Here is a 21439-nt window from a genome sequence, read left to right as displayed (position 1 = left end):
ACCCGTGATGACGCGCTGATGAGCGTGGTCTGCCTGTGGTACAGGATTCCGGCGGCGTTTGCATGGCTGTGGATCGGGGCTGTGGGCCGGGGCTGTGGATCGGGGATGTGGCGCATCAGACGCTCGGCTCGACTACGCGGTCCGTGCCCAGGTCAGATGCCACGATGGTCAGGTATTGCGACAGATGGCGTCGGCCCGGCGCGCCGACCAGTTCGACCTCCGACGGGAAATAAGGCACAGTGGTGTTGTGAAAAGCATGCCCGACACTTCCAGCGGTGCGGTGGCCGACGGCCGAACCCGTGACCGTGTCGCGCGCCTGCTCCTGGAACTCGGTCCCTCGACCGCGGTCACGCTCGCGGCTCATCTCGGCCTGTCACCGGCGGCGATCCGTCGGCATCTCGACGCGATGCTCGCCGAAGACACGATCACGACCCGGTCGGCGCGCACCGCGGGCCCCCGCGGCCGCGGGCGTCCGGCCAGGCTGTTCCAGCTCACCGCCGCCGGGCACGCGGCGGGCCCGAACGCATACGAGGATCTCGCAGCCAGCGCGCTGAGCTTCCTCGCGGACGTCGCGGGTCACCAAGGTGTCACGGAGTTCGCCGAAGCACGCGCCGCCGACCTGGAACGGCGCGTCAAGCCGGCGGTGGCCGAGGCCGACCCGGCGGACCGGCCGGCGGCACTGGCGGCGGCCATGTCCGCCGCCGGCTACACGGCGAGTGCCTCGCCACTGCCGACCGGCGTCCAGATCTGCCAGCACCACTGTCCGGTTCAGCACGTTGCGGAGCGTTTTCCCGAACTATGCGGCGCTGAGACCGCCGCATTGGCGAGGTTGCTCGACTCCCACGTCCAGCGGCTCGCAACAATCGCGCACGGCGATGGGGTGTGCACCACGCATGTTCCCCTGGACCCCGCTCCCGTCTCCACTGCCAGTACGTCCACTGCCAGTACGTCAATCGCAATGAACCCCATCACTCCCACCTCCTCGGAGGGGCCTGCCATATGACCACAATTCCCGAGACCGAGATCGGCAGTCGGCTCGAGGGCCAAAGGGCGCGCGACGATCATCAGATCGCGCGCCCGGAGGCCGCAGTCCCTGAAGCACTCGAGGGTCTGGGTTCCTACAAGTTCGGCTGGTCCGACACGGACGCATATGCGGCAACCGCCCAGCGCGGCCTGTCAGAGGCGGTCGTCCTCGGAATCTCGGCCAAGAAGAGCGAACCGGAGTGGATGACGCAGCTGCGGCTCAAGGGGCTGAAGCTCTTCGGCCGTAAGCCCATGCCGACCTGGGGTGCGGATCTTTCCGGCATCGACTTCGACAACATCAAGTATTTTGTCCGGTCGACCGAGAAGCAGGCGGCTACCTGGGACGACCTGCCGGCGGATATTCGTAACACCTATGACAGACTGGGCATCCCCGAAGCGGAGAAGCAGCGTCTGGTCTCCGGTGTGGCGGCCCAGTACGAAAGTGAAGTCGTCTACCACAAGATCCGGGAAGATCTTGAGGAGCAGGGCGTCATCTTCCTCGACACCGACAGCGGTCTACGGGAGCACCCGGAGGTGTTCAAGGAGTACTTCGGGTCGGTCATCCCGGTCGGCGACAACAAGTTCGCCGCGCTCAACACCGCGGTGTGGTCCGGCGGGTCCTTCATCTACGTACCGCCGGGCGTGCACGTCGAGATTCCGCTCCAGGCCTATTTCCGGATCAACACCGAGAACATGGGCCAGTTCGAGCGGACGCTCATCATCGTCGACGAGGGTGCCTATGTGCACTATGTCGAGGGCTGCACGGCACCGATCTACTCCTCTGACTCGCTGCACTCGGCGGTCGTGGAGATCGTGGTGAAGAAGAACGCCCGCTGTCGGTACACGACCATCCAGAACTGGTCGAACAACGTGTACAACCTGGTGACCAAGCGGGCGGCGTGTCAGGCCGGCGGCACCATGGAGTGGATCGACGGCAACATCGGTTCCAAGGTGACGATGAAGTACCCGGCGGTGTGGTTGCTCGGCGAGCACGCCAAGGGCGAGGTGCTCTCGATCGCGTTCGCCGGTTCCGGCCAGCATCAGGACGCCGGCGCGAAGATGGTGCACGCTGCGCCGCGGACGTCGTCCACCATCGTGTCCAAGTCGGTGGCCCGTGGCGGTGGCCGGACCTCCTACCGGGGTCTGGTCCAGATTCAGGAAGGCGCGCACAACTCACGGGCGACGGTGAAGTGTGACGCCCTGCTGGTCGACACGATCAGCCGCTCCGACACCTATCCCTATGTGGACGTCCGGGAGGACGACGCGTCAATCGGGCATGAGGCCACCGTGTCCAAGGTCGGAGAGGACCAGCTCTTCTACCTGATGAGCCGCGGGCTTTCCGAGGACGAGGCCATGGCCATGATTGTGCGCGGATTCGTGGAACCGATCGCCCGGGAACTGCCGATGGAGTATGCCCTCGAGCTCAACCGGCTGATCGAGCTGCAGATGGAAGGCGCGGTCGGCTGATGGTGACCGTTCCCATCCACAACGGCCCGCGTGACGGCTCGGCCGAGGAATCATCCACCGCTGCGGCCGCGGCTGTGCTGGTGGCCGGGTCCTCGACCGGGTCACCAGTCGGGTCGAAGGCAGGGGTGTCGGCGGGTCGGCCCGATGGCCGGCCCGACGGGCGACCGCGTCCGGTGCGCTCCCGCGACCCGCAGGCGCATCCGCTGCCGACCGGTCGCGAGGAGGAGTGGCGGTTCACCCCGCTGCGCCGACTGGGCGGCCTGCTCGCAGGCCCGGACGCCGACGCCACCTTTGCCGTGAGTGTCGAGGCACCCGAACCGGTGACGGTCGAACACGTCGGCATCGACGACGCCCGGGTCGGGCGGGTGCTGACCCCGGCCGACCGCGTGTCCGCGTTCGCGATGACCCGGGCCGAGGAGGCCGTGGTGATCACCGTGCCCGCCGAGGCGACTCCCGATACCCCGGTGATCGTCCGGCTGCACGGTTCGGGCGGTATCGCCTACGCCCATCTGGTGGTCGAGGTCGAGGCGTTCGCATCGGTCACAGTGGTGCTCGACCACACCGGTCAGGCAATCTTCGCCGGCAACGTGGAACTGTCGATTGGTGACGGCGCGTCATTGACCTTCGTCTCGCTGCAGGACTGGGACGCGGGCGCCGTGCACGTCGCCGCGCACGCGGCCAAGGTCGGCCGCGACGCCCGGTTCCGCTCGTTCACAGTGACTCTCGGTGGCGATCTCGTCCGGTTGTCGCCCACCGTCACCTACGCCGGTCCCGGCGGGGACGCCGAGCTCTACGGACTGTTCTTCACCGACGCCGGTCAGCACCAGGAGCACCGCCTGCTCGTCGATCACGGCCCGCGGTCGTGTCGCAGTCGGGTCGCGTACAAGGGCGCGCTCCAGGGCGCGGGCGCACACGCCGTATGGATCGGTGACGTGGTGATCGGGGCGGATGCGGTCGGTACCGACACCTATGAGCTGAACCGCAACCTGGTTCTTACCGACGGTGCGCGGGCGGACTCGGTGCCGAACCTGGAGATATCCACCGGCGAGGTCATCGGGGCCGGTCACGCCAGTGCCACCGGGCGTTTCGACGACGAGGCACTGTTCTATCTGATGGCGCGGGGAATCCCGGCGGACGAGGCGAGACGCCTGGTGGTCCGGGGCTTCTTCGCCGAGATCGTCGATCGGATCGAGATCGAGTCTCTCCGGGACCGGATCACCGCGACGGTCGAGGCAGAGCTGGGCGGGGTCGTCTAGTGGGTGGTTTCCAGCGCGTCTGCGCGTTGTCGGACCTGCGTGAGGAGTCCGCGCTCGGCGTGGAGGTCGACGGCCAGCCGGTATGCCTGGCGCTGGCCGCCGGGCAGGTCTTTGCCATCCGCGACGAGTGCTCCCACGCCGAGGTGCTGCTCTCCCACGGTGAGGTCGAGGACGCGAGGATCGAATGCTGGCTGCACGGCTCGCAGTTCGACCTCGCCACAGGTGAACCCATCGGGTTGCCGGCAACCGAGCCGGTGCCCGTTTATCCGGTGCAGATCGACGGTGACGACGTGCTCGTCGACGTCGGGCCGTCATAGCTGCATACGGCGGCATACGGCGATATATAGCGGCATATAGCGGCAGCGGTATATAGGAGACTGATCAAGTGTCGACCCTTGAGATCCGTAACCTCCATGTCTCGGTGGAGACCGATTCCACCGAGGGGAGGGAGATCCTGCGCGGCGTGGATCTGACGATCCGCCGTGGCGAGACCCATGCGATCATGGGGCCGAACGGCTCCGGTAAGTCGACGCTGGCGTACTCGATCGCCGGTCACCCCAAGTATACGATCACCAGTGGTTCGGTGACGTTGGACGGGGTCGACGTCCTCGCGATGAGCGTCGACGAACGCGCCCGTGCCGGTGTCTTCCTCGCCATGCAGTACCCGGTCGAGGTTCCCGGCGTGTCGGTGTCGAACTTCCTGCGCTCGTCGGTGACGGCCGTGCGCGGCGAGGCGCCGAAGCTGCGTACGTGGGTCAAGGAGGTCCGTGACACCATGGCGGGCCTGGAGATGGACCCGGCCTTCGCCGAGCGCAGCGTCAACGAGGGCTTTTCCGGCGGTGAGAAGAAGCGGCACGAGATTCTGCAGATGGCGCTGCTCAAGCCGAAGATCGCCATTCTGGACGAGACCGACTCGGGCCTTGACGTGGACGCGCTGCGGATCGTCTCCGCCGGCATCGAGTCCGTCCGCGCGGCCGGGGAGACCGGCATTCTGCTGATCACCCACTACACCCGCATCCTGCGGTATGTGAAGCCTGAGTTCGTCCATGTGATGACCGGCGGGCGCATCGTCGACTCCGGCGGCCCCGAGCTTGCCGCGGTCCTGGAGGACGGTGGCTACGACCGGTATGTCAAGGCGAGCGAGCCGGCCGGGACGGCGGCGTGACGATGACCGACGTGAGGGACGCGCCCGTCCCTGCACATGTTCTGAGGACCGGGGGGACGGGCGAGCCGAGGTTGGCCTATGACGTCGAACGGATCCGTAAGGACTTCCCGATCCTGGCGCGGCGCGTTCATGACAACCGGCCGCTGGTCTACCTCGACAGCGCGGCCAGCTCGCAGAAGCCCACCCGTGTCCTCGACGCTGAGCGGGACTACTACGAGCAGCACAACGCCAACGTCCACCGCGGCATCCACGTGCTCGCCGAGGAGGCGACCGCGCTGTACGAGTCGGCCCGCGACCGGGTGGCGGCCTTCATCGGCGCACCCCGACGGGACGAGGTCGTCTTCACGAAGAACTCCTCCGAGGCGCTGAACCTCGTCGCCTACGCGATGAGCAACGCGGCCTCCGCCGGCCCCGATGCGGCGCGGTTCCGGCTCGGGCCGGGCGACGAGGTCGTCATCACCGAGATGGAGCACCACTCCAACCTGGTGCCCTGGCAGATGCTGTGCCGGCGGACCGGGGCCACGCTGCGCTGGATCGGTCTCACCGACGACGGCCGGCTCGACCTCACCGACCTCGATCAGGTGATCACCGAGCGGGCGAAGGTCGTCTCGTTCGTGCACCAGTCGAACATCCTCGGCACGGTCAATCCGGTGGCGACACTGGTCGCCCGCGCCCGTGCGGTGGGCGCGCTGACCGTCCTGGACGGATCACAGTCCGTGCCGCACATGCCGATCGACGTGACCGCGCTCGGTGTGGACTTCCTCGCCTTCACCGGCCACAAGATGTGCGGCCCGACCGGTATCGGCGTGCTGTGGGGCCGGGGCGAGTTGCTGGAGGTCATGCCGCCGTTCCTGGGTGGCGGTGAGATGATCGAGACGGTGACGATGGAGGCGTCGACCTATGCGGTGCCCCCGCACCGGTTCGAGGCCGGCACGCCGATGATCTCCCAGGCCGTAGGCCTCGGTGCCGCGGTCGACTACCTCACCGAGCTCGGTATGGACGCGGTCGCCGCCCATGAGCACGACATCACCACCTACGCCCTCGGTCAGCTGGCCACCGTGCCGGGCCTGCGGATCATCGGGCCGCCGGACCCGGTCGACCGGGGCGGCGCCATCTCGTTCGCGCTCACCGGATCCGACAACCGGCCGCTGCACCCGCACGATGTCGGCCAGCTGCTCGACGAGCGGGGCGTCGCCGTGCGGGTGGGGCACCACTGTGCCCGCCCGGTCTGCGTGCGCTACGGCGTCCCGGCCACGACACGGGCGTCCTTCCACCTGTACTCGACCCGCGGTGAGGTCGACGCACTCGTGGAAGGCCTGGGGCATGTGCGGAGGTTCTTCGGGACGTGAAAATGGACTCCATGTACCAGGAGATCATCCTGGACCACTACCGCAACCCGCACCACCGTGGGCTGCGCGAGCCGTTCGACACCGAGGTTCACCACGTCAACCCGACCTGCGGGGACGAGGTGACCCTGCGGGTCAAGGTGTCCGACGGTAAGGTCGCGGACGTCTCCTACGAGAGTGAAGGCTGCTCGATCAGCCAGGCCTCGGCGAGCGTCATGACCGATCTCGTGATCGGCAGGTCCGTGGCCGAGGCGCTGGAGCTGGGCCAGGAGTTCCTGGCACTGATGCAGTCGCGCGGCACCGTCGAGCCGGACGAAGATGTGCTGGAGGACGCGGTCGCCTTCGCGGGCGTGTCAAAATACCCGGCCAGGGTCAAGTGTGCCCTGCTGTCGTGGATGGCCTGGAAGGACGCGACCGCGCAGGCGGTGGGCGGCATCCCGGAACAGGAGGTGGACCGGTGAGCGAGACCACCGTGACCGAACAGGACCCGACCGTGGCTGAGGTCGACACGGCTGAGGTCGACACGGCTGAGGTCGACACGGCTGAGGTCGACACGGCTGAGGTCGACACGGCCGGGGTTGAAACGGCCGGGACGGCGGTGGACAAGGCCGCCGTCGACGACGTCGAGGAGGCCATGCGTGACGTCGTCGACCCCGAGCTCGGCATCAACGTCGTCGACTTGGGCCTCGTCTACGGCATCAACGTCCATGACGACAACACGGTCACCCTGGACATGACGCTGACGTCGGCGGCCTGCCCGCTGACCGACGTGATCGAGGACCAGACCCGCTCGGCCCTGACCGACGGGCCGGACGGGCTGGTCAACGACGTGACCATCAACTGGGTCTGGATGCCCCCGTGGGGTCCCGACAAGATCACCGATGACGGTCGCGAGCAGCTACGAGCCCTCGGCTTCAACGTCTGACCGCTGCTCCGACGATATCGACGACGGACACCGTCGAGTGTGCTAAGATCTTTATGCATGCGTGTTGGCACGTGTGCTCTAATAGTGCCGGACATAATGGCCGGTTTGGGCATAGGGCGTTCGCAGGTCATGGAGACGTGGCTGGCGGAGCGCCAAGGTGTGGAACCGCCGGGAGTAGTTGATGTACTCCCGGCGGTTCCGCATGTGTTATTTGGATGGTTGGGGCAGTCGTGAACCGATTGACATCGCTGACCCGTACGGACCCCAATTCGATCGTGGATGCGTGAGAAACGCGGGGAATCGCGCGCCGCCTTCGATGTATTCCCGTCTCAGGTGTTCCAGAAGAATTGGCTGTCCGTCGGCTTCGACAAACCCCCTGCTGACGTAGGGTTCGAGCGGCTCCGTGATCTGGACCGTTGTCACATTCTTGTGCCGCCACACCCCGGGGAGGGCCGGCCGTGGATCGAGCGATCCGACGTAGCGCAGCCCGGCGTTGGCATCCACATGGACCATCACGTTCATGCCCGGAAGCAGAAATCCTGGCGGTACCCGTAGTCTTCTATGCTTTGAAGCGAGTTGTATCTCGACGCTGGTTTCGTCCAACCATCGGTTGACTGTGGCGGTATCAAGCCCGGACGGCAGGCTACGTCGGCTTATATCAAAGGCCACCCGCGGAAAGTCGTTTCGCCCCCGACCCAGGTCGACGCCGACCGGCCAGAGGTCTACGCGCCGTCCCGGCAGGGCTTTGCCCGGCAGGCGATCAACGGGCATGCTACCGAGCGAGCCCTCCGGCGCACTGAGCATGATTCGGTGAGTCGTTTCATCGACATAGTCGATGTTCATCGTTTGTGGTGTGTCGGCAAGGCAGGTTCGGGCGATGACCATTCGCAGTTGATGTCCACGAGGATCGGTGCGAAGATCTACCGCTGTGGCAAGTGCCTCCTCGTCCAGCAATAACCATCGATGGTCATCGTGTCGCCACTGTACGCCGTCATGGGCTGCCGCCCAGACCGGGATACCGACTTCTTCAGCAAAGCGATATGCGGGGATGATATCCATGTCCCTGCTGACGGAAATGATCCCGCGTGCCTGGTGCTTTCCATCCCGCATGGCGACGGCAAGCCGGCAGATCTCCACAGCGCAGAGGACATCGACCAGCTTTTCGGTTGGCTGGCCGTCGCCGACCTTGCCGTCATCGGTTCTGTCGGCGAGACGCCCATCGAGAATCTTTGCTCGTGAATCCTTCTCCCAACGTTCCTTGGCGGCTCGGTTCTTGTTCAGGGCGTCCACAAACCTCGCGCTCGGCTCTTTGCGGTCGTTGCCACGCCGGACCGGTTCCGTGGCGAGAGCAAAGCAGACTTCCCTGACTTCGAAACCATACGAACGAAGAGCGCCGATCATGCCGGGCACCGTTGCGTGCCGTGGCTTTCCGAAGGAGGTCATAACCTGTCGTCGCAGGTTCCAGGCGTCCACGACAGCTACCACCGGCATCCGGCGTGCTTGATCTGTCTCGTGAAGGACGGGCGTGCTCCGGTGGCGGGACATGGCACCTCGTTCGTGGCACGGCAAAAGCTATCACAGCGGATGGTCTTCAAGAACCACAGAGTATACAGATAATGATCCGATTATCCGATCGCTGCTATCTCCCGACAGCGAGCACGGCGTTGAGTTCCTTGTCGAATTTCGCGTGCCGGCGGCCTGCTGCGTCCGACCGGATAGTCCCTCACTCCCAGGGTAATTTTCGATCTTGGTGCGGCGATGGGCATGTAAAAGCAGCCGATCGACCTCGCATTCGAGGTCGTGGCGGTGGACGCAGGTACCCTCTCGACGAGACAAGATCACAAAGTTCTTCTACCAAAAAACACCACCCCGAAGGGCATGTGCAGAGCGGGCTGTGTAGGTCTCGGCCACTCTACGCGAATGCCCTACCGGGGCTCCCGGCAGCCCCGGCTACCCAGGCAGGCCCGCCGTCAAGCCGAGGAGGAGCGACCGTGCTTCTGCCGGGACTGGACCCGACTGAACAGGCATGCGATCCGGTCCGTCAGCTCATCGAAGCCGTGCTGTCGCCGGCCAAGGTCTGCGCTGTGGGCAGCGCATGTTCGTTGTCACCACGCCGTGTTGCCCCGCTACATGTCCAAAGATCGCTAAGAAGGCGTCTGGTGTCCTATGAACTCATCTACGCTTGGAGGGCCAGCTGCTAGGGTTGCGTAGCGTCATCCATCCCTGGAGGGATCGCAACGGATGGTGTTTGTTGGTTCTTGCCATGGCCTCCGCTCCTTGTAATCATCCCTGGAGGGATCGCGTTCGAGCTGATTGGGCTCTACCGGCAGTTGAGGTGTCGTCCCGGTACAGGCGTAGGCCTCGCTACGCCTGAGGGATCGCCCTGACGTGCCGTGCTTCCGGGTGGTCATGAGGAGCTGGGTGCTCCGGCTTCAACGTCTTATCCCGCTGAGCCGTCTTCCCGATCATCCGTGGGCAGGCATGGGTCACGGTGATGCGTAGCGGCGGGCAGCAAGCGCGGTGGCGAGGTCCTCTTCGGTGACGATTTCGCCGCGGGCGAGTTCTTCTTCGGACTCGGCCAGCCTGCGGACCGTCGTCGCATCCGACAGGATGGCCAGAGTCTCCGCCAGTGACTCCGGATCACAAGCAGTCATCGATCGTCCCTTGGCTCAGGCCAGTAGGTCGGCTGGGGAGAAGCTCAACGGAAACGGGCGTTCTACGGTGCACGTTGCCGGGCCTTCGGCATAGGCGACCTGTTCGTAGCGGCCCTGCTCGTAGCGGCCTTTGGTGAGTTCGAAGACGAAGACCGCCGGGACGTCCGGATCGACGATCCAGTAGGACGGGATGCCGGCCGTCTCGTACTCGTCGAACTTGTCACGTCGGTCATAACTCCGCCCGAACCGGGACAGCACCTCGACCACGAGAAGCGGGATCTTCGCCTTGGGATGCGCTAGGACGACGATGTCGGGCGCAAGGACGCGGCCGGTCGCCAGCGTGACGTCGAAGGGGGCGGGAAGCGCCCGAGCGGCCCCGGTCTGTGCGCCGACGAGCCGGGCAAGCAGGTGCGCGACCGCGAGCTGATGGGCGTAACCCCGGGACGGGCTCACGACGATCGTGCCGTCGACCAGCTCGTACCGCCGGCCGTCCGCCGGAGTCCGGCGCAGGTCGTCCGGGGTGAAGCCATCCGGGTGGCGGGAGTGGAAGAACGTGACGCCGTCGCGGGTCTCGACAGCACCGATGCCGAAGGGCCAGCGCCGCAGATCGGCGTCGCCGAGCGGTTCGCCAGCGAGACCGGTGAACGGGGAGCACGCCCGACCATCCACATCCGGCTGCGTGGTCGACGGTTCATCTCTCACCATCACCCTGGTCATGGTGCCACTCCCTGCTGGGTTCGGACGGCACGTTTGCTTCACAGCATACAGCGGAGTGTTGCTGATTTATAGCACTATGTACATGATGTCGGTCGGGTAGTGCGGACGGGTCTGCGTCTTATCCGATGGTTATGATCCGCTCGCCCGGCGTGCGGAGCCGGATCGGCGGGTGGGAGGCTGTCGGTCCCGGTCGTCCGTCAGTACCTGATGGATGAGGGCGGTGTTGTGGGCGGCGCTGTGGGCGGCTTGGTGGGTACGAGCGCGCGGCGCCGACAACGGACAAGACCAGGGCACGGAGGATCGGGGGAGTCGGATGAGATTTCGGGTGGATGTCGCCGCGGACGTGGACAGCATTCCGTGGCCGCAGGTGTTCAGTCCTGCGCGTGGGGTGGCCTACGATCTGATCCGCGCTCAGGATGAGGCGTTGGCGGCCGAGCTGCACGACCACGGCTATGCGGGCAGTTCGCTGCGTCCACTGGGTCTTTCGTCGCCGTGTTTCCGTGGCGCGGGCCGGCGCACCGGCGTGTACGGCGCATCCGGCGACGGTTCGGTCTGGTTCGGCTCGCCGGTGCCTCGGGTGGCCGCGGCGCTGCTGGCAGGTATCGCGGGACGTACGGAAATCCGCTGGGGCACGGTTGCGTTGCGGGTGCGGGGTGTGCAGCTCGAACCGACGCCCGATCACAGTTCGGGGGAAGCCGTCTTTTCGACGGTGACACCGTTGCTGGTGAAGGTCGAGGACCGGTTCATCCACCCCGACCATCCGCGGTATGTGGAGCAGCTGTGCCACAACCTGCGGCACAAGGCGGACGTGCTGGGTCTGCCCAACGACGTCGAAGTCGACGTTGTGTCGAGCGGACCACCACGCAAGTTCCTGGTGCAACGTGCACCTCGACACGGAAGTACCGTCCAGCTGCGCGTGCAGGCATCGGGTTCGTTGCTTGACGCCCTTTATGAATGGGGTCTGGGGCTCAACACGAACCAGGGATTCGGCTGGATCCGATGAGCGGACCACCGTATTCCGGCGAGCAATTACGGACGGACATGCTGGCCTTTACCCATCATCCGATCCAGCGGAGCGGCGCGTGGGCGGTGACGACCCTTGCGGGCCGCGACCGTCCCGATGAGGTGACAGCGGCGGATCTCGACGCTGTCGCGGCCCGGATCGTGCGAGACGTCGTGCGGGCATCCACGGCGACCAAGGACCATCCGGCCTATGACTGGTGGAAAGTTCTGTACGCGCTGTTCCCGAACGCGAAACCGACCCACGCGGGCCGGCCCCGGGACGCGGCCGTCCTGACCGGTGAGGTGGAACGGTTCTTCGCCGTGGATCGAGCGGTGGACGTGCTACGACCGTGTGTGTTCTGCGGTGCGATGGCCGGGACGCTGTGGGCGAAGTCGATGTTACCGATGTTCGATACCACCAAGTTCCGCAACACGCTGCCGCCGGGCGTAGCCGGCTGGCCGGTGTGCCGGGCGTGCCGGATCGCGGTGTGGGCGATGCCGTACGGCGCCGCGGTGACGGCAGGGTCCGCGACCGTGCTGACCTGCGACAACGACCTGATCGAGCGGGACTTTGTGACGACGAACTGCGAGCGCGCCGCCCGGATCCAGCAGGCCGGATTCAGCTCCCTGTCGTCGAACGCCGCACCGGAAACGGTGACGTTGTGGGCGTTGCGAACCTATGCGAGGCGGCCCGAGACGCAACCGCGACCGGTTGCCACCACCTTGTGGATGTTCAAGAACGACAATCAGGAGCCGTGGTTGCGTGTCACGGCTACCCGCCTTGCGGTTGTGCGATTCCTGCGTGCGCTGCCGACGGAACCCCCCGCCTACCGTGGCTGGCGCCGGCTCGAACGTGCGATGACCCGGCGGGCTGCGGACGGAACGGTCGTCCGCAGCGGTCACGACGCCATTGCCCGCACGTTGTTCGATCCGGTCAACGCTCACCGGGACCGGCTGTTGGTCGAACTGTTCAACCGCCGTGAATCGGTCGAGAAGACGTCGGGATCAACCCTGCGCGCTTGGCAGGCTTTATCCGCGTTGTACTTGAGGGAGATGTGTGGAATGGATACGGGTGACCTGAAACCTGTCACCGGGCTGCTGGTCGACTGGATCACGGCCGAGAAGAATCCGCGTGGGCGGTTCAACGAGTATCGGAGAGCGGCCGGGCGGACGTTCGCGTTGCAACGCCTGCTGATGGAGGCGAGCGCCCGGCTGCTGCTCGACGGGCGTCGTCCGTCAGACATCACCGGGGTGACCGGGCCGTTGCTGGCATCGACGTCACAGGGGTGGCGGCTGCGCGGGCAGCTGTTTTTCGAGGTTGTCGCCGAGCTGGTCGCACGTGACGCCGCTATCGGAACAAAGGACGAATCCGAGGAGCCCGACGAGCGGGACGGGCCGCTGGTGGGGTTCGGCCGGGATACCGACGAAGACGATGACGACAGTGACGGGGGGTACGCCTGATGGCGTTTCTGGCAGGCAAGATGGTGCTCGCGGTGGAGGCGGGCGCACCGAACAACGGTGCCGGTGACGGGACGACCGGCAGGGTGAAGAAGACCCGGATCCGCGGCCGGGACTACCCGTATGTGTCCGCGCAGGCGTTCCGCCGGTGGCTGCGGGACACGATGGCCGCCGCCGGATCGGTGCCGTCACCGACCGAGCGGGTCGGCAAGGCGCAGGGTAAGGCACAGAAGGCGACCACGGCCGCGGACCCCATCCAGTACGTCGACGACGACCTGTTCGGTTACATGAAAGCCACGGCGAAATCCGACGACGCGGCCACGACCGTGCGGGATACCCCGTTCATGGTCGGTACGTTCCTCGCCGTCGAGCCGGTGCGCCCGACCGAGGATTTCGGCGTGATGTCCCGGAACATTTCCGATCCTGTCCTGCACGCGCACGAGTTCTACACCGCGGACCTGGCGGCGCCGTTCCTGCTTGATGTCCCTCGGGTGGGCACGTTCACCCTGCAGGCCGCGGACGGGTCGGGACGGCCGAACTACCTCGACGAGAAGACCGCGCTTGCTGTCGCGTCGGCGGTACAGGCGGGTGCCACCACGCAGACGTTTCGTGATCATAGTGCGGTGCGCCTGCCGCTGGCGCCACGGCGGGAACGGGTCGCGGTCCTGTTCGAGGGGCTGGCGGAGCTTGCCGGCGGTGCGAAAAAGGCGTTGCACTACGGTGACCGCGTCCCGGCGTTGCTCGTGATGGTGCCGATGGCAGGTGGGGTGAACCCACTCGGTTTCGTGATCGACGGCGCGGCGGACGGCACCGGTCTTCAGGTCCGCGGTGACGTGCTCCGCGGGGAACTGGCCGCGTGGCAGGGCGAATGGGAACCGCCCGTGCTCGTCGGCTGGCGGCCGGGTTTCCGGGACGTCCTGCGTAAGCAGTTCGAGACTGACCTCGCCGAGGAGATCACCGCCGGCACAGTTGTGATCGGGCATCCGCGGACGGTGCTCCTGGCCTTGGCCGCACGGGTCCGCTCCGGGCAGCACGACGCCTGGTTCGACGACCCGGCCCGGTGAGCGCGGTGGCCGATCCCCGGGACTCGATCGGGGCACTGCGGGTTGAGCTGTTCGCGCCGGTCGCGTCGTTTCGCGACCCGATGTTTCCCGGGGTCACCCGATGCCTTCCCGTGCCCGCTTTGTCGACGGTGCGGGGGATGCTGGCGGCGGCCACCGGCCGGCCCGAGCAGTCGGTCCGGCTGGGGATGGCGGCCAGCGCCGCCGGTGAGGCTACCGACCTGGAGACCTATCATCCGATTGCCGCGGACGGGAGCAACCCCGCGATCGGCGGCCGGGTCCGCCCGGGCAAGGGTGGTGCCACCGTCCGGGAACGGCCGTTCCTCGCCGGCGTGCGTGTGATCTTGTGGATTCCGGGTGCGGACGGCCGCCGGATCGAGGCCGCGCTGCGCCGTCCGACCTGGGGGTTGCGGCTGGGCCGGTCCCAGGACCTGGTCTACCTGCATGGCCGACCCTGCTGGACGGTGCTGCACCCGGCAGGCAAGGCCGTCGTCGGTCATGCCCTGGCCCCGCTGGACGGGCACGGCGCGCCCGAGGCGGTGTCGATCCGGCTCGCCGAGACCGTGAGCACCGACCGGTTCCGCACCGAATACGGCTCCTTCCTGTGGTGCCCGACACCGGCGGGGTACCAGGAGGTTCGCGGTGCCTACCGCGACGAGGGCACCGGCGAGGCGGTCTGGCTCCATGGCGCGGCCGGCGTCGCCGGTGCGGACAGGGCGGACAGCGTCGCCGGCGTGGACAGGGCGGACAGCGTCGCCGGCGTGGACAGGGCGGACAGCGTCGCCGGCGTGGACAGGGCGGCCGGCGCCGGCGGTCACGGCGAGCTCGACCAGGTGCTCGCGAAGTCCGCGACCGGCTCCGCGCACGGCCAGCCGGAGCTGCTGACCGAGCATTCGGCTGCGGTGCGCGACGCCGCCCGCGCGATCGCCGACCGCATCGGCCCGGCCGGGCCGATCGCAGCCGAGCCGCGTTTCTGGACCTGGGTGGAGCACGCAGCCCTGCTCCACGACGCCGGTAAGATCGCCGCCGGTTTCCAACGGCAGCTGCGGGTGCGCAAGGCGCCGTGGGGCGAACGGCACGAGGTGTTCTCCCTGGCCTATGTGGACCTGCTCACCGCCGGCCAGCCCGATCATGATCGACTCATGACCGCGACGGGCGTCGCCTTTCATCACAAGCCGCTGACGGTCAGCGGTGGCCTCGGCGACGGCCTGGCCGACAGGTACCCGTACGACGGCGGCTGGGAACGCCGGTTCGGCCGCAACCCGGACGCGTTCGGCGACGAACCCCGCATCCAGGTCACCCCGGCGCGGCACGCCGAGCTGCTCGCCTGGTTCACCGACCAGCTTGCGGCGACGCTCCCGCCACCGGACGGTCGGCGGCTGTGGCAGCGGGCCCGGGATCTGTTCGCCGGGACGCAGGAAGCCTGGATCGACGCGGTCACTCCGGATGCGGGCCTGCTGGCGGTGCTGCTGCAGGGCGCGGTCACCCTGGCCGATCATTCCGGGTCCGCCCATGTGCCGCTGCAACGGCACATGCCGTTACCGCGACACTTCCTCGACCGGCTGGCCACGCCGTATGATCATCAGCGGCGGGCCGCGGCGACCGCCGGGCATCTGGTCCTGACCGCGCCGACCGGCAGCGGCAAGACCGAAGCCGGCCTGGCCTGGGCGTCCACCCAGCTCGCGACGATGCCGGGGCGGCCACGACTGATCTGGGTGCTGCCCTACCGGGCGTCCATCGACGCGGCTGTCGACCGGTTCACCCGCGGGCTCGATCCGCCACCGGGCGAGGACCGGCCTGACATCGGGGTGCTGCACTCCACGGCCGCACGCACTCTGCTCACCCGGGCCGTGGCGGAGGACTGCGCGCCCAGCGTCGAGGATGCGCGTAAGGCTCGTGCCCGCGCGGGGGCGATGCGGCTGTTCGCGCAGCGGGTACGCGTCGCCACCCCGCACCAACTGCTGCGGGCGGCGATCGCCGGGCCGCGGTACTCCGCGGTGCTGCTGGAGCAGGCAAACGCCCTGTTCGTTCTGGACGAACTGCACGCCTACGATCCGGTCACCTTCGGCCGGATCTGCGCGGCGCTGGGGCTGTGGGCGCGACTCGGGAGCCGGATCGCGGTGCTGTCCGCCACCCTCGCTCCACCGATGATCAAGATGGTCGAGGAGAGCCTCCTGGTCGGGGACAGCCTCGGTCAACCGGTGACGGTCGTGCCCGCTGCCCCGGGCACCGCGCCGGACCGCCACCGGCTCGTCCTCGACGACGAGCCGATCACCTCGCCGGCGAGCCTGGAGGCCATCACCGGCTGGCTGACCGAGGGTCGCAGCGTCCTGGTTGTGGCCAATACCGTCCGCACCGCCCAGGTTCTGTTCGATGCGCTGGCGCCGGCGGCCCGCGACGTTCACGCAGGTGACGATGACGCGGCTCTGCTGCTGCACTCCCGGTTCAAGGCCCGCGACCGCGCCGCGATCGAACAGCGAATCCGCGCCCGGTATCCCGAGCGGGGGCCAGGCGAGCCGGCGGTGCGGGAGGGGCGCGGCGGGCTCGTCGTGTCGACCCAGGTGCTGGAGGTCTCGCTGTGCCTGGACTTCGACCGCGGGGTCAGCGAACTGGCCCCGATCGAAGCGGTCGCCCAACGCGCCGGCCGGGTCAACCGGCGCGGATGCCATCCGGACGGTCCTGTCGAGTTCCGCGTTCACGCGGTATCCGCCCACCTGCCCTACGAGGAGGAGGCGTTGGGCGCGGCATGGGCAGCCATGCAACGCACCGTGACCGGCGATCCGAGGATCTCGGAGCACACCATCGACGCGTGGCTGGCGGACGTCTACGCCACGGATTGGGGTCGGCGGTGGGCACAGACCGCACGTGAGGCGCGCGAGGAGTTCAGCGCCGCATTCCTGACCTTCTGCAAACCCTTCGAGGACCGCAGCGAGTTCGCCGAACGCCTCGACGAGGGCTTCGACACCATGCATGTCCTGCACAGCGACGACGTCGAGGAATATCGGACGCTGTCGGACAAACGCGACGGCGACCCGCTGCTCGCCGAAGGGCTGCTCATCCCCATCCGGTTCGGGCAGTATGCCGGCCTGGTGCGTGACCAGCGTGCCCACCTCGACCGAGCACTCACACTGGCCGTGGTCGACCTCCCGTACACCTCGGATGCGGGGCTGGATCTGACCGCCGGCCAGGATGGCGGCGGTCGTGAACCGGCCGTGCCCGTGGACACCGTCCTGTGAGCGACATCAGCCCTGGGAGCGATGTTGGCGAGCCTGGGAGCGATGTTGGCAAGGCTGTGAGCGACGCCGCCGACGGCGGGCTCGGCGGGGTTCACATCAAGTACCTGCTGCACTGCCCACGTCAGCTTTGGCTCTACATGCGCGGCTACCGCCCGGAGGCTTCCAGCGATCTGGTCGCCTTCGGTGAGGTTGTGGACGACACCACCTACACCCGCCGCCGCGACATCGACCTCGGCGAGGCGAAGATCGACTGGGTCACCACCGGCGCGGTCGTCCACGAGACCAAGTCCTCCCGCGCCCCGTCAGCCGACCACGAGGCCCAGGTTCGCCATTACTGCCTGCTCCTGGAACGGCGCGGGGTCCACGTGCGCGGCGGGACCGTCCACTACCCGCTGATCCGTCGGACGGTCACCGTGAGCTGGGACGACCAGGCCCGCGCCACCGCGCTGGACGCCGAGCGCCAAGCCCGAGCCGTCATCGCCGCGCCGTCGATACCACCACGGCTGGAGCGCCGCCGGTGCCGCGGCTGTTCCTACATCGACTACTGCTGGGGGTAAGGTATGATCAACTATCGTCGGGCATCCTGGCGCCAGGCATGAGCGCGGCCGGCCGTACCTACTGGCTGACCGAACCGTGCCGCATCCGCCGCGAGGACAACAGCCTGCGCATCGAACGGGCCGACGCCAGCCCCATCCACGTCCCGATCACCGACGTCCGTGACCTGGTGACGTTCGACCACGTCGACATCAACACCGCGGCGGTGTCGCTGCTGGGCCGGCACGGCGTGATGGTCCACATCCTGGATCATTATGGCAACTATGCGGGCGCCGTGACACCGGATGAGGACATGTCGTCGGCTCAGGTGGTCCGCTGCCAGGTTGCCCTCACCGCGGACCCGGAGCGACGCGTCGCCGTCGCCCGCTCACTGGTAGCCACAACCGCGGCGAACGTGCGCTGGGCGCTGGACACCGAACATCTCGATCGCGCCCTGGACACCCTTACCGCCCAGCTCCCGGACTGTCACAGTGCCGAGCAACTCATGGGCGCCGAGGGGAACTTCCGCCGGACGGCCTGGGGCGTGTTCGACACGATCCTGCCGGCCTGGCTGCGCCTGGACGGCCGTACCCGCCGCCCGCCGAGCAACGCCGGGAACGCCTTCATCAGTTACGTCAACAGCATCGTCTACGCCCGCCTCCTCACCGCCATCCGCTGCACGCCGCTGCACCCGGCGCTCGGGTTTCTGCACGCCGACACCGACCGTCGCCGCAACACCCTCGCCCTGGACCTGGCCGAACCGTTCAAGCCGCTGTTCGCCGAACGTCTTCTGCGCCGCGCCGCCGCGCAGAAGACCCTGCGTCCCTCCGACTTCGAAAGCGACGTCGGCAAGGCCTCGCTCAGCCGTGACGGCCGTAAGAAGGTCGCCACGATGATCCGGGAAGAGCTCGCCACGACCGTCTACCACCGGACGTTGCGCCGCAAGGTCTCCTACGAGGAGCTCATCCACTTCGAGGCCCTCAAGATTGTTCGCCTCTGTCTGGAGGACACGCCCTACAAGCCGTTCCGGCCCTGGTGGTGACCCGTGTTCGTCGTGCTCGTCTATGACACCGCGGCCGAACGTAACCCCGTCGTCCTCAGGACCTGCCGCAAGTACCTGAACTGGACACAGCGCAGCGTGTTCGAAGGGGAGCTGTCCGCCGCGCAGTACCGAGCGCTTCTCGCGGCCCTTCGCGCCCATCTTGATCTCGACTATGACAGCATCCGGGTCTACCGGACGCGGTCGCCGCACCTGGTGGAGACCGAGTGGCTCGGACGCGCGACGGGCAACCAGGACTCCATCCTCTAGAATGACGATCAAGGCTCTGACCTGCGGCGTTGCACTACCGCCGGACCGCTGCAGAACAGGCCCCGGATCGACCCCGCAAACCGCCTGTGACCTGCGAGTTTATCTTCGGGGTCCGTGATCATCCCTGGAGGGATTGAAACTGCTTATTCATGCTTAGCAGTCAGGGTTTGCTTTGGCGGTCCGTGATCATCCCTGGAGGGATTGAAACCCTGACCACTGGTACTTCCGGCCTCGAGGGAGGCGGGGTCCGTGATCATCCCTGGAGGGATTGAAACTTCAATACGCGCTCCATGCGGTCACGACGTCCGCTCGGTCCGTGATCATCCCTGGAGGGATTGAAACACGGAGTGCCACTGTACGACCGCTTCCCGGTCGAGGTCCGTGATCATCCCTGGAGGGATTGAAACCGAGTGATCCAGCGCTTGAACGCTTTTGCCTGTGGCGTCCGTGATCATCCCTGGAGGGATTGAAACCGAGGGAGCATGCGGACGTCGATTCCGGGTGCCACTCGTCCGTGATCATCCCTGGAGGGATTGAAACTGGCGCTGCCCGAGCTGGATCCCGAACCGGACCCCGGGTCCGTGATCATCCCTGGAGGGATTGAAACGGCCGACCGGGTGCGACAACACCCGACCGGCCCTTGAGTCCGTGATCATCCCTGGAGGGATTGAAACGGAATGTGGGGAATGCCCGACTGGACTGCCCGGCCCGTCCGTGATCATCCCTGGAGGGATTGAAACGGATCCATATCCCCGCACCAGTAACAGTTGCTACGTCCGTGATCATCCCTGGAGGGATTGAAACCTGGTCACGAGCAGCTCTGCGCGGCCATCGTGGATGTCCGTGATCATCCCTGGAGGGATTGAAACTTGGCGCCGTGGGTGGTGGGCAGTCGACCGTTGGCGGTCCGTGATCATCCCTGGAGGGATTGAAACATGCCGTACGCGTTCGCCACCCGTTCGGGCGGTCCAGTCCGTGATCATCCCTGGAGGGATTGAAACCGGATGAGCCGCAGTGCCAGCCTGGCGCCGTCCGCGTCCGTGATCATCCCTGGAGGGATTGAAACATCGCCTGTGTGGCGAAACGCAGGCGGATTGCCTTCGTCCGTGATCATCCCTGGAGGGATTGAAACTCGTCTTGGGCGTCGACAAGGTTTTGAAGCACCGTGTCCGTGATCATCCCTGGAGGGATTGAAACGTGCGGCGCGTTGGCGATGGCCAGCGCGACCAGGATGTCCGTGATCATCCCTGGAGGGATTGAAACGCGAATCCCGGGGATGCCATCAGTGGCACCGCGCCGTCCGTGATCATCCCTGGAGGGATTGAAACACGTGACGAAACAGCTGTGGGCGATCGGCCTTGTGGGTCCGTGATCATCCCTGGAGGGATTGAAACGGATGTCTCTGTACTTCTGACACCGCGGTGTCGTGAGTCCGTGATCATCCCTGGAGGGATTGAAACTGGATCAGGTAGCCGACGTCGGCTACCTCCCAGAGGCGTCCGTGATCATCCCTGGAGGGATTGAAACCGTCATCACCTGCCCGCACAATGGGCACGGTTTACCGTGTCCGTGATCATCCCTGGAGGGATTGAAACTGGATCAGGTAGCCGACGTCGGCTACCTCCCAGAGGCCGCGTTGTCCGTGATCATCCCTGGAGGGATTGAAACCCGAGTAGGTGACGTCCCCGATCTGGCCGTAGAGGTCCGTGATCATCCCTGGAGGGATTGAAACCTGGAGCGCGGGGCTCTGGCGGCGGGTCAACAGGTCCGTGATCATCCCTGGAGGGATTGAAACATCTCACGGCGGTAGAAGTCGTGCGCGCCGGCCTGGTCCGTGATCATCCCTGGAGGGATTGAAACCTTTTCCAGGGCCGTCGAGCTCAAGATGGAAAGATCGTCCGTGATCATCCCTGGAGGGATTGAAACATGACCTGCGTAGGGGCGCGAGTTATCGGCACTGTGTCCGTGATCATCCCTGGAGGGATTGAAACCGGGTTCCCCGAACCGGCCGTGGTCAAGCCGCGCATGTCCGTGATCATCCCTGGAGGGATTGAAACCCGACGCGGACTCCGCCCACGAGATGGAGTCCCAGTCCGTGATCATCCCTGGAGGGATTGAAACAGGAGCCATTGCAGGCGAACGCGAGAACAATCGAGGTCCGTGATCATCCCTGGAGGGATTGAAACGTCGTCCATACGCCATCGACTGCCGCCCATGCGGCGGTCCGTGATCATCCCTGGAGGGATTGAAACAGCAGCACGAAAAGTATGGCTATGTTTTGAAGAC

At 66.5% G+C, this 21439-nt stretch carries 18 protein-coding genes and 1 CRISPR repeat array; of the genes, 15 read left to right on the top strand and 3 right to left on the bottom strand.

Annotated features, from left to right (window positions below; translation table 11 throughout):
- The first annotated feature begins 256 nt into the window (after positions 1-256).
- The 8 genes from U9978_RS01945 to U9978_RS01910 all read left to right on the top strand — a co-directional run bounded on the left by U9978_RS01945 (position 257) and on the right by U9978_RS01910 (position 7182).
- Complete coding sequence (locus tag U9978_RS01945; RefSeq protein ID WP_322759288.1) at positions 257-1003, top strand: transcriptional regulator; 747 nt, start codon at positions 257-259, stop codon at positions 1001-1003.
- Entirely contained in the window at positions 1000-2490 is a 1491-nt protein-coding gene (gene sufB / locus U9978_RS01940; RefSeq protein ID WP_322759287.1) for a Fe-S cluster assembly protein SufB, read from the top strand. The genes U9978_RS01945 and sufB overlap by 4 nt, the downstream gene beginning before the upstream one ends.
- Positions 2490-3746: a Fe-S cluster assembly protein SufD gene (gene sufD, locus U9978_RS01935; protein ID WP_322759286.1), complete on the top strand. Its 1257-nt coding sequence runs from the start codon at positions 2490-2492 to the stop codon at positions 3744-3746. Before sufB ends, sufD begins: the two co-directional genes overlap by 1 nt.
- Complete coding sequence (locus U9978_RS01930) at positions 3746-4063, top strand: non-heme iron oxygenase ferredoxin subunit (RefSeq protein WP_322759285.1); 318 nt, start codon at positions 3746-3748, stop codon at positions 4061-4063. The genes sufD and U9978_RS01930 overlap by 1 nt, the downstream gene beginning before the upstream one ends.
- Positions 4064-4131: 68 nt before the next feature.
- Positions 4132-4911, top strand: a complete 780-nt coding sequence (gene sufC, locus U9978_RS01925; protein WP_322749671.1) for a Fe-S cluster assembly ATPase SufC — start codon at positions 4132-4134, stop codon at positions 4909-4911.
- A complete protein-coding gene (locus U9978_RS01920; RefSeq protein ID WP_416210820.1) occupies positions 4908-6260 on the top strand; it encodes a cysteine desulfurase in 1353 nt (450 codons plus the stop codon). Before sufC ends, U9978_RS01920 begins: the two co-directional genes overlap by 4 nt.
- A complete protein-coding gene (sufU, locus tag U9978_RS01915) occupies positions 6257-6718 on the top strand; it encodes a Fe-S cluster assembly sulfur transfer protein SufU (RefSeq protein ID WP_322749672.1) in 462 nt (153 codons plus the stop codon). The genes U9978_RS01920 and sufU overlap by 4 nt, the downstream gene beginning before the upstream one ends.
- A gap of 137 nt (positions 6719-6855) precedes the next feature.
- Complete coding sequence (locus U9978_RS01910; RefSeq protein WP_217497589.1) at positions 6856-7182, top strand: metal-sulfur cluster assembly factor; 327 nt, start codon at positions 6856-6858, stop codon at positions 7180-7182.
- A 207-nt stretch (positions 7183-7389) separates the two neighbouring features.
- Here the strand turns inward: U9978_RS01910 and U9978_RS01905 are convergent, their stop codons facing one another.
- The 3 genes from U9978_RS01905 to U9978_RS01895 all read right to left on the bottom strand — a co-directional run bounded on the left by U9978_RS01905 (position 7390) and on the right by U9978_RS01895 (position 10553).
- Complete coding sequence (locus U9978_RS01905; protein WP_322759283.1) at positions 7390-8583, bottom strand: hypothetical protein; 1194 nt, start codon at positions 8581-8583, stop codon at positions 7390-7392.
- A 1085-nt stretch (positions 8584-9668) separates the two neighbouring features.
- On the bottom strand, positions 9669-9836 hold the full coding sequence (locus U9978_RS01900) for a hypothetical protein (RefSeq protein WP_322759282.1): 168 nt from the start codon (positions 9834-9836) through the stop codon (positions 9669-9671).
- A gap of 15 nt (positions 9837-9851) precedes the next feature.
- Positions 9852-10553 (bottom strand): Uma2 family endonuclease, encoded by a 702-nt coding sequence (locus tag U9978_RS01895; RefSeq protein ID WP_322759281.1) that lies wholly within the window; start codon positions 10551-10553, stop codon positions 9852-9854.
- Between the two features lie 313 nt (positions 10554-10866).
- Here U9978_RS01895 and cas6 point away from each other — a divergent pair, with 313 nt between their 5' ends.
- Genes cas6 through cas2 form a run of 7 tightly spaced genes read left to right on the top strand, consistent with a single transcriptional unit; the run spans position 10867 to position 19153 of the window.
- The gene (gene cas6 / locus U9978_RS01890; protein ID WP_322759280.1) at positions 10867-11556 is read left to right on the top strand and encodes a CRISPR-associated endoribonuclease Cas6; all 690 of its coding nucleotides are present in this window, start codon (positions 10867-10869) and stop codon (positions 11554-11556) included.
- Positions 11553-13016, top strand: coding sequence for a hypothetical protein (locus U9978_RS01885; RefSeq protein ID WP_322759279.1), 1464 nt, complete (start codon positions 11553-11555; stop codon positions 13014-13016). Before cas6 ends, U9978_RS01885 begins: the two co-directional genes overlap by 4 nt.
- On the top strand, positions 13016-14077 hold the full coding sequence (cas7i, locus tag U9978_RS01880) for a type I-B CRISPR-associated protein Cas7/Cst2/DevR (RefSeq protein ID WP_322759278.1): 1062 nt from the start codon (positions 13016-13018) through the stop codon (positions 14075-14077). The genes U9978_RS01885 and cas7i overlap by 1 nt, the downstream gene beginning before the upstream one ends.
- Positions 14074-17310, top strand: coding sequence for a CRISPR-associated helicase Cas3' (cas3, locus tag U9978_RS01875; RefSeq protein WP_322759277.1), 3237 nt, complete (start codon positions 14074-14076; stop codon positions 17308-17310). The genes cas7i and cas3 overlap by 4 nt, the downstream gene beginning before the upstream one ends.
- Before the next feature lie 56 nt (positions 17311-17366).
- Positions 17367-17867 carry a CRISPR-associated protein Cas4 gene (locus U9978_RS01870; RefSeq protein WP_322759276.1) on the top strand — a complete coding sequence of 167 codons (501 nt, stop codon included), beginning with the start codon at positions 17367-17369 and terminating at the stop codon, positions 17865-17867.
- A gap of 38 nt (positions 17868-17905) precedes the next feature.
- The gene (gene cas1b, locus U9978_RS01865; RefSeq protein WP_322759275.1) at positions 17906-18886 is read left to right on the top strand and encodes a type I-B CRISPR-associated endonuclease Cas1b; all 981 of its coding nucleotides are present in this window, start codon (positions 17906-17908) and stop codon (positions 18884-18886) included.
- Between the two features lie 3 nt (positions 18887-18889).
- Positions 18890-19153 (top strand): CRISPR-associated endonuclease Cas2, encoded by a 264-nt coding sequence (cas2, locus tag U9978_RS01860; protein WP_322759274.1) that lies wholly within the window; start codon positions 18890-18892, stop codon positions 19151-19153.
- Between the two features lie 110 nt (positions 19154-19263).
- A CRISPR array of direct repeats spans positions 19264-21405; the repeat unit is 30 nt; unit sequence GTCCGTGATCATCCCTGGAGGGATTGAAAC.
- Positions 21406-21439: the final 34 nt, after the last annotated feature.

The organism is Protofrankia sp. Cr2, assembly GCF_963555885.1.
Taxonomy (GTDB): domain Bacteria; phylum Actinomycetota; class Actinomycetes; order Frankiales; family Frankiaceae; genus Protofrankia.
The sequence above is the reverse complement of the archived record's forward strand: the minus strand, read 5'-3'. Positions and strand labels throughout refer to the sequence as shown.